Below are 11480 nucleotides of genomic sequence, written 5' to 3' on the forward strand. Positions count from 1 at the left end.
ACGGCCCGGGCGGCCGCTTCGTGTCCGCGGTGCCCGAGCTGCCAGGCGACGATCGGGGCGCACACCAGCGCCGCGAGGACGGGGAGGAGGAGCAGCCCCGTTCCCCAGCCGAACCCGAGCGCCGATTTCGCCCTCAGGAAAACGTAAGCGTGCGCAGAACCGTAGACGAGGAAAAATGTCAGCAGGAACAGGCTCACGCCGGGCGACCTCTCCGCGCCGGCCCGCTCGTTATGAGATAATCGGGAAAGAAAAGGATTGCGGGGGTGGGAGCGTGCCGGTCTACGAATACAAGTGCCCGGAGTGCGGCGAGTTCGAGAAGGAGCAGCGGATGTCGGACCCGCCCCTGGAGAAATGCCCTCATTGCGGCAAACCGGTGGTGCGGCAGGTCGGGGGCGCCGGCGGGTTCGTCCGGAAGGGGGGGAACTGGGTCTCCAAGATGCCCTCCCGCGGGGAATCCGCCAAAAAGGCGGCCGACCGGTTCATGAAGCAGACCGTCGGCGAGGTCGCCGAGGACATCGCGAAGCATTCCAAAAGCCACTGATCAGGCGCCGCGGGGGGGCAGTACGAGGCGGCGTCTCCCGTCGACGAGGTCGATCAGCTCGCCGTCTTTCAAGGAGCTCCATCCCGTTCCTTCGTCCGGCGGCTGGCTCGCCACGACGCGGCATCCTTCCGGTTCCGACAGGTAAAGCGTGTAGTATTCCGGGTTCCGGCGGTGTTTGCGGAAGGCGAAGAGCCGCTCCCCGGCCGCGACGAGCAGGTTCGCTGCGGAGTAGTCCCCCACCAGCTCCCGGTCGGAAAGCATCTCTTCCAGAACGTCCGCCAGCCCCTCCAGTGTCCGCTCCTTCCACCGCCGCGCGAGCAGCTCGAGGAACACCAGCGAGTCGCTGACCCGCCGCCCGTCCGCTTCCTCCCCGATCTTCCCGTAGAACGTCCCGTTGTGCGCGAGGGCGATCCCCGCCGCAAGGAAGGGATGGGAATTCTCCGCCTGGACCGTTTCGGGATTCGACGCGTACCGGACGTGCCCGATGAACCGGTCGGTCCGCACGCGGAGCTCCGAAAGCATCCGGTCGGACGCCGCCGGCATCCCGCTTCGGACGCCGCGGAGCTCCCCGTCCTGCCGCCAGGCGGCCCCCCAGCCGTCGGGGTGGTTTCCGCCGGGGTGCTTTTCCCATCCCGCGACGAGGTTTCCGCGCTCGCAGAACCGCGCGAGCCGCTCCAGGCAGGTGGCGGCGTCCCGCGTGGCGGCGGAGGCGAAGGCGATCATGCGGCACATGTCAGGACCTCCCTGGATTTCGATGCGCCGCGGCGGCGAAAAGGAGCAGGACGCAGACGAGCTGGATCGCCAGCCCCGGAAGGAAAATGCGCACCGCGGGCGCGAGGAAGACGTACCGCTCGATCGCCACTCCCGACAGGACGGAGACCGCCGCCAGGGAGACCGCGAGCGGATGCGATTTCGCGCGCGTGGGCAGAAGGACCAGGAACGGGATGAAGAAGAGAAGCAGGAGCGCGGCGACGGACAGCTCCCGCAGCGGAGAGGAGGAGACCCTCCGCGCGATGAACCCGACCTCCTCGGGGATGTTCCCGTACCAGATCGTCAGGAACTGCGCGAAAAACAGGCCGGCCCACATGAGACTGAAGCCGAACATCAGGACGGAGAGATCCGACAGGTCCGACCGGGATCCCGGTTCGGGGGCTGTCGCCGGGCGGCCTTGGACCAGCAGATAGAAGAGCGCGGAGGCGGCGAATCCCGCGAAGAGCGACTCGACGAAGAAGAATCCCCCCAGCAGCGCGCTGATCCAGGGGTACTCCAGCGACATCACCAGGTCGAACGCCGTCAGCGACTGGGAGGCGACGAAGACGAGGAGATACCAGGACGCCCGGCGCTTCGCCTCCTCCGCTCCCGGGGGAGACGCGGCGAACCGCATCGCCGTCGCGTACGCGAGCAGCAGGAAGAGGGCGTTGCGGCCGATGAAGAAATCCTTCCGCAGCCACTTCCCCGGGTGGCGCGCCCAGGGGTAGGCGTCCAGGAAGGGAATCGTCAACAGGAGCAGGAACGCGGCAAGGAGCAGCAGCGGGACGACGGAGAGCAGCTCCTTCCGCACGGACCCGACCCAGCGGGCGTTGACCATCTCTCCGGCCGCGGCGGCGGCGATGCACCCTTCCGCGACAGCGATCAGGAAGAGGAGCGAAAGGAGGAGCGAGCCGCTCGCCCCCGGGGAAGGCCATCGCGAAAGGACGGCCACGAGGGCTCCCCCCGCCGCGATCGCCGCGGCCAGGACGCCTTTTCGCTCCAGCAGCGCCCTCATCGCGGCTCCTCCTCTTCGACGAGGATGACGAACCGGTTCCCGTGATCCTCGTCCGACCGGATGGCGCGCGGGCTCGGGAGCCCGGCCAGGAGAAGGAAGCCCGCGAACGTGGAGAGCGCGCCGAACAGGATCGTCAGGGCGAACGCGATGATGATGAAGGGGGGGATCGACACGATGGGCTTCCCCCCGACGATGAGCGGCCAGCTCAGCGAGGTGAGGATGGTGAAGGCGAAGCCCGCCGCCGTGCCCGACGCGGCGCCGAGGAGCGCGAAGAACCGGACCTTCGACCGGCCGCGGGAGAGGATGCGTTCGGCCTCCGGGACGTCGAACGGCGTGATCGTCCGGATCCGGTCCGGCGGCACTCCGTCCCGGACCGCCGTCCGCAGCCCCTCGAGGAACGCGTCCTTGTCCTTGTAGACCATCTTCCCCGGCATCAGAGGTGTTCCTTTATTTCCGTGATGGAGAGTACGGGCAGGTTCTTCACGAAGAGCAGGTACAGCAGGAAGAACATCCCGAAGCTCCCGAGGGAGATCCCCACCTCGACGAAGGTGGGTGAATACGTCCCCCAGACGTACGGGTCGTAGTCGTGCGCCAGGGATGTCACGATGATCACGAAACGCTCCAGCCACATCCCCACGTTCACCAGCAGGGAGACGATCAAAAGATACGCCATGTTCCTCCGGAGTTTCCGGACGAACAGCGTCAGCGGAACGAGCGAGTTGCAGAAGATCATCGCCCAGGCGAGGTACCGGAAGTTCCCCGCGATGCGGTAGCGGAAGGCCTCCGTCTCGAACGGGTTCTCGCCGTACCACGCGAGGCCGAACTCGACGATGTAGGAGTAGGTCACGATGAGGGAGGTGAAGAGCATGATCTTCGCGATGCTCTCGAAGTGGTCGTCGGTGACGTACTCCTGGAGGTTCAGCGCCTTCCGCAGCGGGATCACGAGGGTGATGACCATGGCGGTCCCGGAGAAGATCGCGCCGGCGACGAAGTACGGGGCGAAGATCGTGGTGTGCCACCCCGGCAGGATGCTCATGGCGAAGTCCCACGAGACCACGGAATGGACGGACGCCACCAGAGGCGTGGCGAAGGCGGCCAGGAACAGGTAGAGCATCGCGTAGTGCCGCCACTGCCGGTCCGTGCCCTTCCAGCCGAGGGAGAGGACCTTGTAGACCTTCTTCCGTATCCCTTCCTTCCACCGCTGCGCGACGGCGAAGTCGGGGATCATCCCGACGTAGAAGAAAACGAGGCTCACCGTGAAATAGGTGCCCACGGCGAAGACGTCCCAGATCAGCGGGGAGCGGAAGTTGACCCAGAGCTGCCGCTGGTTCGGGTAGGGGAGGAGGTAGTAGAACACCCACGACCTCCCCAGGTGGACGATGGGGAACAGCCCGGCGACCATGAGGGCGAACACGGTCATCGCCTCCGCGGCGCGGTTGAAGCTCGTGCGGAACTTCGCGCGGAACAGGAACAGCACCGCGGAGATGAGCGTGCCGGAGTGGGCGATCCCCACCCAGAAGACGAAGTTCGTGATGTAGACCGCCCAGTTCACGGGATGGGTGTACCCGGCGACGCCCAGCCCCTCCCGGATCTGGTATGCCCATAGGACCCCGCCGATGAGCATCAGCACGGCCGCGAAGCCTGCGCCGGCGAGCCATGCCTTTCCCGGCTTCCCCATCGCCGCCAGGATGTCCCGTTCCGCCTTGGCGTACCGGTCCGGAGTTTCCATGCCGCCCTCGCCCCGGTTCACGGCTTTCCGCCTCGCAGGTAGTAGACCGACGATTCGGTCCCGAGCGTTTCGAACACGCGATAAGCCCGGTCGGAGTGGGCCAGCCGGTAGACCTCCGAATTCCTGTCGAGGAGGTTGCCGAACGCGATCGCTCGGGTGGGGCAGCTCTGGGCGCAGGCCGTCGTGAACTCGCCGTCCATCACCTTGCGACCCTCGTCCGCGGCCTTGTCCTTCGCCGCCCGGATCCGCTGGAGGCAGAAGGTGCACTTCTCCATCACCCCCACGCCCCGTACCTGCGCGTCGGGATTCAGCATCCGTGCCGCCGGCTCCGGCCAGCGGTGCTCCCGCCAGTTGAAGCGGCGCACCTTGTACGGACAGTTGTTGGAGCAATAGCGGGTCCCCACGCACCGGTTGTACACCTGGACGTTCAGCCCTTCCTGGTTGTGGTACGCGGCGAAGACCGGGCAAACCGTTTCGCACGGTGCGTAGTCGCACTGCTGGCATAGCATGGGGAGGAAATCGACCTTCCCGTTCTCGTAGAACGGTTCGATCCGCAGCCAGGACATCTCCCGGCCTTTCAGGTGATCCTTCCTCCCGGCCACGGGCACGTTGTTCTCGACGCAGCACGACGCGACGCAGGCGGCGCAGCCGGTGCATTTTCCCAGGTCGATCGCCATCGCCCAGCGGTACTCCTCGTGGGGGTGGTCGGGGTACAGGCTCCACCGCTCGTGGCGGCGTTCCTCGTCGCGGTGCACCGGGTCGGGGATGAGGCCGCGCCCGTGCTGGGAGAAGGAGCCCGACAGGATGGGGATTTCGATCCGTTTCCCCGTCTTCCCGATCGAGACGGACTCGATGACGGAAACCGCCCCTCCCGTCCGAGGGTCCGTACGGACCGGGAGGGAGGGAAGCGCGTCGCGGCACAGGACGAAAACACCGGGGGGGAGCCCCGGCTGGACCTTCACCGGAAGTGCCGCCTTCCAGTCGCCGGAAGCGACCGTCACGCCGTCCCGGTCTTTGAGCCCCGACTTCTCCGCGGTCTCCGGCGCGACGGAGAGCCAGCCTCCGTACGTGATGGTGGTGAGCGGATCGGGGATCTCGGAAAGCAGCGGGAGGTTCCGGCTCCGCCCGTCGAAGGTCCGGATGGACGGGGCGAGGATCAGGACGCCCTTCCCGGGGCCCGCCGGGACCGCCGCCCCCCGGAGCGCTGCCGCGGCCCGGCTCCCGTCGATCGACGCCGGTTTCCCCGCCGTCGCCGTCTCGACGAATCCCTTCTCGAGGAGAGCGTTCTTCCCGGCTTCCCCGAGCCGCGTCTCCCATGAGGCCAGCAGCAACTCCCGGTAGCTGCCCGAGGCGCCGTTCCCGGACACCTTGCCCATAAGCTCCAGGAGCGCGTCGCCGTCGGAGCGGGTATCGTACATGGCCGGGAGCGCAGGCCGCAGGATCGACACGACGCCGTTCCTCGGCTCGGCGTCTCCCCACGATTCGAGGGAATGGGAAAGGGGGAGGACAACGTCCGCCTCCGCCAGCGTCTCGTCGAGGAATTCGCCCATCCCGACGGTGAGCGCGGCTTTCTTGAGCTTCTCCCTGAAGCCCAGGCGCGGGGGAAGGGAGAACAGCGGATTGGTCCGGAAGAGGAATACGACCCCCGCCTCGCCGCCTTCCAGCCGTGCGGAAAGCGCCTCCATGTCCCGGAGGGTGCCGACGTCCCGATAATTCCCGCTCCCGGAGAGATCGACACGGTCCGGGAAGGCGCCCGTGACCCATTGGATCAGCGCGCCCGCCGCCGCGGTCGCCAGCCCTTCAGGGCACATGGTCGAGACGCCGCCGGCGACGACCAGAGGACGTTTCGCCGACACGAGGCGATCCGCCAGCTCCTTCAGGGCGTCCCGCGGGATGTCCGCGTCCCGGGATACCTGCTCCGCGGTGGTCCGGGGGAAAGCGTCGAGGAGTTGCCCGGGGATCCGGCGTTGCGCGGAGCCCCTTTCGACGAGCTCCCGCAGCAGGAAGGAGAGCAGGAGCGGCTCCCTTCCCGGGACGACGGTGATCCGCCGGTCCGCGTTGGCCCCGGTGAGCGACATGTGCGGCTCGACGTGGAACCAGTGAAAGTTCCCGCCCGCCCGCGCGGCGAAGATGCTCCGGGTGTAGCCGATGGGTGAAACATAGGTTTCGAGGAGATCCGCGCCGACCGTCAGCAGGAAATCGGACCGCTCGATCCGGTAGCGGGGCACGTCCCGTACTCCGAAAAGGAGGCCGTACGCCTCCTTCACGGCGGCGTGGTCGAACGGCTCGTATTCCGGCAGCCGCTCGATCCCCATCCGGTCGCAGGAGGCTGCGATCAGCCGGTCGAGGGAGCCGGCCGTCCTGCCGGAGAGAAACAGGCTCTTGCCCCCCTTTTTCCGGGCCTCATCGAGCGAAGTCGAGACACGGGCGAGCGCTTCGTCCCAGGAGAGGGGGCGGTGCTTCCCGCCTTCCCGGACCAGCGGGCCCCGCAGCCGCTCCGGATGGTAGAGGCGATAGAGCGAGGATTGCCCGCGGACGCACAGCCCGCCGTCGCTCACCGGGTGCTCCGGGACCCCTTCCAGCTTGACCGGGCGCCCTTCGCGCACCCGCGCCAGCAGGCCGCAGCCCGCGGGGCATTCCGTGCATGTTGTACGAAGGTAGATGGCCTCCCCGGGGACCACCCCCTCCTCCGGCGGCCGGAGGTAGGAGGTGAACTTCGCGGAGCGGTTGGGCGACCCGCAGGCGGACATCGCCGTGGAGCCGGAGACCACCCCGAGGAGCCACAGGAATTCCCGACGCTTCATTCTTCGCCCTTCACTTGTGGCAGACGGCGCAGTCGCGCGGCGCGCCGTTGACGCGGTGGCACGAGACGCACCAGCCCATGACCGTGTCGTTCACCCGCCGGACGCGCTTCATGGAAGCCACGTCTCCGTGGCACGTCCAGCAGGTCACTCCTGCCCGGACATGCCGCTTGTGGGAGAAATAGATGAATTCCGGCAACGCGTACACCCTCGCCCACCGGACGGGCTGTTTCTCCGCGTAGTGGCGAGTGAGCTTCCTGATCTCCTCCCGTTCCGTGGCGACCGACTGGTGGCATCCCATGCATGTTTCCAGCGGCGGAGCGCCTGCGGAGCGCCCCCGCTCCACGAAGGCGTGGCAGTGCGTACAGGGGATCCCCAGCTTTCCGGCATGCAGCGAGTGCGCGAAGGCGATCGGCTGTTCCGGGGAGGGGTCGGTGCGGTGCCACAGGAACCACAGCCCCGCGACGAGCAGCACTGATCCCCCGAAATATCCGAGGGTCGCGACGGTGGCGATCGCCTTCTTCAAACGCTACTTTCCGGCCTTGACCTGCGACAGCAGGTATTTGGCGACCGCGTCGATCTCGTCCTCCTTGATGGCGGGCTTCGGCATCGCCGGGAAGGCGGGGTCCACTTTCACCGGGTCCCGCAGGAAGGCCTTCAGCTTCGCGACATCTCCTTTGTACTTCGGCACGACCGTGTTCAGGGCGGGGCCGACCACCTTGGCGTCGAACTTGTGGCACACCGAGCAGGTGGTTTCGAACACCTTCTTCCCTTTATCCAGCGTCGGGTCGGCCGCGGCGGGCTTCGCCGCCGGTTTCGCCTTGGTCGCCGCTTCGGCCGCCGCCAACCGGTCGGGGGGGGCGGTACGCCCCTCGAACGCGTTCGCGATGCCCACCTGGTAGCACAGGATCACCGCGAGCAGCATCAGTACGAAAACCTCCGTGACGTGGTCGCCTCTGCCGCCGTCCGTTTTCGGCGGGACCCGGCGGAGCAGGACGAACGCGCCCAGCGCAAGCATCGGTACGGTCGCGGCCATGGCAAACACCTCCGTGGACAGCCCCGTGACGGGGAATGTGAGCAGGAAGAACACGACAAGCGCGGGAACCGCCAGCGCGCCGACCAGCCCGGCCGCCGTCCCGGCGCTCCCGATCCGTTCCTCGTATTCGGGGGGCAGGTCGTGCTCCTCCTCTTCCTTCCAGCCGAGCAGCCGGAGAGCGAGCCCCCCGGCCAGCCCGAAGGAGATTCCGAGGAACAGGAGGAACCCCGCGACGGCGTTCCAGGACAGGAGGAAGACGGGGTCGGTGCGGACCAGCGGCACCTTTGACGGGTTCGTCAGGAGCCCGAGCGCCGAGAACAGCAGGAAGGCGGCGGACGCCGTCGCCAGCAGCCCCGCGACTCCCCCCAGGAGCGGGACGATCGACGGCTCATCCGATCGAAGGAGAGCCGCCCGGTACAGGACGAAAAGCAGGCAGCCGGCGAGGAGCAGCGAAAACGGGACCGCCCAGGCGGCGGGCGGAAGGGAGTGCGCGCTCCCCAAGATCGCCCGGTGGATGGACACGAACGCCGGGTACGGCAGAACGCCGAGAAGAGGAAGGACCCACCAGCGAAGCGTGACCGCCTTCATCCATTCCCGGGAGAGACGCAGCGACCTCCGGTCCCGCCGCTGCCTGCCGACGAGATTGAGGAGCAGGGAGGACGCCGAGCCGGCGATGACGATCCCCAGGTACAACAGGTGGACGAGCAGCGTGGCCGTCAGGGAAAAGCGGAGCAGCAGGAACGTATCGTGCGGAGGGGCCGACGGCGGCGTCATCGGTTCCTTTCCGGCGCTGCGGATTCGAACGGCGATCGTCGATGTGAGTTGATTATAGCACTCGCCGTCGGGGTTCCAGCAGCAGGTCTCCCGCCTGCGCGCAGAGGATCCCGAACGGCAGGTATCCGGCGTACCCGAGGATCGGCATCTCGAACAGGCGGAAGGCGTCCACGTAAGGGATTTCGTAGACCCATTTCACCGCGCTGCCCCAGTTCCACATCTCCCAGAAGAAGCCGCAGATGAGCGCCGCCAGCGAAGAGGCGACGAAGGAGCGCCGGTCGCCGCGGGCGAACCCGGAAAGGGCGTGCGGCTCGCCGCAAAGCGCGGAGATCGAGTTCAACAGGAGCGGCGGGGCGACCCACACCAGCGGGAACACGATGTCGGGCATGATCCCGACGGCGACCAGTCCCGCGCAGGCGGCCGCCAGCGCCGCCGCGGCTACCGCGCGGGGGTGCCGCGGGGAGAAGGGGCGTCGATCCCGGAACGCGGCGTCCAGCCGGGGCCGGGTGAGGAGCAGCTCCCGGACGGACAGTACCGCGGGAAGCACGGTCGAGAACGGCAGGGTGGCGTAGAGGAAATACTCCATGGCCCCGAACTCCTCGCCGCCCACGTAGCGCCAGTTCGCCACGAAACGGTTCAGGTACTCGAAGGACCACCAGAACGCCGCGCTTACAGGGAAGAGCAGGAGGAAGCGCCGGGTCCGGTCCCGCAGCAGGCACCTTCCAGTCATCTGGTGCTGGAGCGCGTTGGCGACCAGGATGAAGGCGATCCAAAGCGGCGTGAACGTGTGCGCCTGGAAACCTCCCATCCACGGGAACCGGTTCCACGCGACGATCCATGCCGCCGCCCCAAGCCCGAGGCCGGCCCACCCCCACCAGGGAAATGCCCGGGTGTGGCCTTTCACCCCCGGTTTCCTTCCGGCGCGGAAGAGCGGAAGGTACAGCGGGACCGTAGCCGCCAGGACGAACAGCGTCAGCCCGACGAACACCGGCAGGGAGAACGGCGCATGCGGGATGTCGGGCGTCTTCGGCGGGAACTGGAGGTACGGCGCAATCGGCTTCCCCGCGACGCCGGCGCCCAGGAGCGGCAGCAGCAGGATCAGTGCGATGGACGAGATGACGACGGGTCGGCCCATTCCATGATTCTGCCATTCCCCGACGGCGATTGTCGCGCCGGCCTTCCATGATGCCAGTGGTGTGGTAATTGCATTGTCGGTTGATTGGGAAATCTACGAATCATGGATTTTTCCCGTTGATATGACCATGGAATTATATTAACGTTTTTCGTTAATACCAATTGACATCGGGGCCGAATGGAGATACGATTCAAATCGTCCCGCATGCAGAAAGCATGCAGCAGCGAACGGGAATCCGTTCGGGCATGGGGTGAACCAAACGCGCGAAGGCTTCGTCAGCGGCTCGCGGAGTTCGTGGCCGTTGAAACATTGGAGGAGATGAGCAGATTGCCCACGGCCCGATGCCATCCCCTCAAGGGAGACCGCACCGGACAATTCGCCGTAAATCTTGCCCAGCCGTACCGCCTTATCTTCGAGCCCTCCGAAAACCCTGTTCCGAGAAAAAGCGATGGGGGAATCGATTTAAGGAAGATCACCTCGATCAGGATTCTTTCAGTGGAGGATTATCATGGGGAGTAAAAAGGACTACGGGTATTCCCCGGATTATGCCGTCCCTCCCGGGGAAAGCCTTCTGGAGACAATACAGGCTCTCGGGATGAGCCAGGCGGAGCTTGCCGCAAGAACGGGCAGGCCCGTAAAGACCATCAGCGAAATTATCAACGGAAAAGAATCGATCACGCCGAGGACCGCGCTGCAGTTCGAACGCGTCCTTGGAGTCCCCGCATCGTTCTGGAACAACCTGGAACGAAACTACCGGGAGGCGCTCGAGCGGATCGAGGAGAGAAAGCGACTCGCTGACCAGGTGGAATGGCTGAAAAAGCTGCCGGTTCGTTCCATGGCAAAGCTCGGCTGGATCCGCCCCCGGAAGGAGAAAACCGGGCAGGTCGAGGAATTGCTGAATTTCTTCGGTGTGGCCTCCCCGGCTCAATGGGAGGAGATGTGGCGCGCGGAATCCGTGGCCTTCAGGAAATCTCCTGCATTCCAAAGCGAAAAGGGTGCCGTTGCGGCGTGGCTTCGAAAAGGGGAACTGGACGCGAAAGCCATTGATTGCGCTCCCTATGACGAAGGGAAGTTCCGCGATGCACTCGTCCAAATCCGCTTGCTGACGAGAGAACCGCTTGAAACCCTTCTTTCGGAAATAAAGCGGCTCTGCGCAGAGGCAGGGGTCGCTGTCGTTTTCGTACCGGAACTCGAAAAAACCCGTGTCAGCGGCGCGACACGATGGCTTTCACCGATCAAGGCGCTTATCCAGCTCAGCTTTCGGTATAAGTCCGACGATCACCTTCTGTTTACGTTCTTCCATGAAGCCGGTCATATCCTTCGCCACGGAAAGCGCGACGTGTTCATAGAGGGAGACGACACGAGGGATGGAAAAGAGTCCGAGGCAGATCGCTTCGCAAGGGATTTTCTTATTCCCTCCACGAGCTATCAACAGTTGGTCCGACTTCTGCCCCGGTCAGTCGATGAGGTACGACGGGCGGCGGAGGAACTGAACATCGCACCAGGAATCGTTGTCGGGCGCCTACAGCACGATGCGATGATTCCCATGAATTTTTTTAATGAATTGAAGCGTCACGTGGATTGGAAACGGTTTTGATGTACAAAGGATATTTTTCAAGGTGAAGGGTGATCGAGGGAATCGGCGGTGTGAGAGAAGCGCTATCGAGGGGAGCCTCCGCCACGGCCTCATAGTATCTGG

General features: G+C 65.7%; 11 protein-coding genes. 2 read left to right on the forward strand and 9 right to left on the reverse strand.

The annotated features are described in order from the left end of the window. The coding region (locus tag AB1346_07865; protein ID MEW6720348.1) for a metallophosphoesterase at nt 1-197 on the reverse strand (197 nt) is incomplete at its 3' end. 74 nt (nt 198-271) lie between these two features. On the opposite strand from AB1346_07865, the gene AB1346_07870 reads away from it, so the two are divergent. Further along, nucleotides 272-541, forward strand: coding sequence for a zinc ribbon domain-containing protein (locus AB1346_07870; protein ID MEW6720349.1), 270 nt, complete (start codon nt 272-274; stop codon nt 539-541). On the opposite strand, the gene AB1346_07875 is transcribed toward AB1346_07870, so the two are convergent. The 8 genes from AB1346_07875 to AB1346_07910 are packed head-to-tail and all read right to left on the reverse strand — an operon-like array spanning nt 542 to nt 9781. Further along, on the reverse strand, nt 542-1273 hold the full coding sequence (locus AB1346_07875) for a class II glutamine amidotransferase (GenBank protein MEW6720350.1): 732 nt from the start codon (nt 1271-1273) through the stop codon (nt 542-544). Nucleotide 1274: 1 nt separating this feature from the next. Then, nucleotides 1275-2306 carry a hypothetical protein gene (locus AB1346_07880; GenBank protein ID MEW6720351.1) on the reverse strand — a complete coding sequence of 344 codons (1032 nt, stop codon included), beginning with the start codon at nt 2304-2306 and terminating at the stop codon, nt 1275-1277. Continuing rightward, nucleotides 2303-2740 carry a DUF3341 domain-containing protein gene (locus AB1346_07885; protein ID MEW6720352.1) on the reverse strand — a complete coding sequence of 146 codons (438 nt, stop codon included), beginning with the start codon at nt 2738-2740 and terminating at the stop codon, nt 2303-2305. Before AB1346_07885 ends, AB1346_07880 begins: the two co-directional genes overlap by 4 nt. After that, nucleotides 2740-4056 (reverse strand): NrfD/PsrC family molybdoenzyme membrane anchor subunit, encoded by a 1317-nt coding sequence (gene nrfD, locus AB1346_07890; protein MEW6720353.1) that lies wholly within the window; start codon nt 4054-4056, stop codon nt 2740-2742. Before nrfD ends, AB1346_07885 begins: the two co-directional genes overlap by 1 nt. Beyond that, nucleotides 4053-6839 (reverse strand): molybdopterin-dependent oxidoreductase, encoded by a 2787-nt coding sequence (locus AB1346_07895; protein ID MEW6720354.1) that lies wholly within the window; start codon nt 6837-6839, stop codon nt 4053-4055. Before AB1346_07895 ends, nrfD begins: the two co-directional genes overlap by 4 nt. A gap of 10 nt (nt 6840-6849) precedes the next feature. Continuing rightward, nucleotides 6850-7362, reverse strand: coding sequence for a cytochrome c3 family protein (locus tag AB1346_07900; protein ID MEW6720355.1), 513 nt, complete (start codon nt 7360-7362; stop codon nt 6850-6852). A gap of 3 nt (nt 7363-7365) precedes the next feature. Further along, on the reverse strand, nt 7366-8646 hold the full coding sequence (locus AB1346_07905; GenBank protein ID MEW6720356.1) for a cytochrome c: 1281 nt from the start codon (nt 8644-8646) through the stop codon (nt 7366-7368). A gap of 52 nt (nt 8647-8698) precedes the next feature. Continuing rightward, entirely contained in the window at nt 8699-9781 is a 1083-nt protein-coding gene (locus AB1346_07910; GenBank protein MEW6720357.1) for a hypothetical protein, read from the reverse strand. 508 nt (nt 9782-10289) lie between these two features. Here AB1346_07910 and AB1346_07915 point away from each other — a divergent pair. Then, nucleotides 10290-11378: a HigA family addiction module antitoxin gene (locus AB1346_07915; GenBank protein ID MEW6720358.1), complete on the forward strand. Its 1089-nt coding sequence runs from the start codon at nt 10290-10292 to the stop codon at nt 11376-11378. The last annotated feature ends 102 nt before the right edge of the window (nt 11379-11480 follow it).

Source organism: Thermodesulfobacteriota bacterium (assembly GCA_040758155.1).
GTDB lineage: Bacteria > Desulfobacterota > Deferrimicrobia > Deferrimicrobiales > Deferrimicrobiaceae > UBA2219.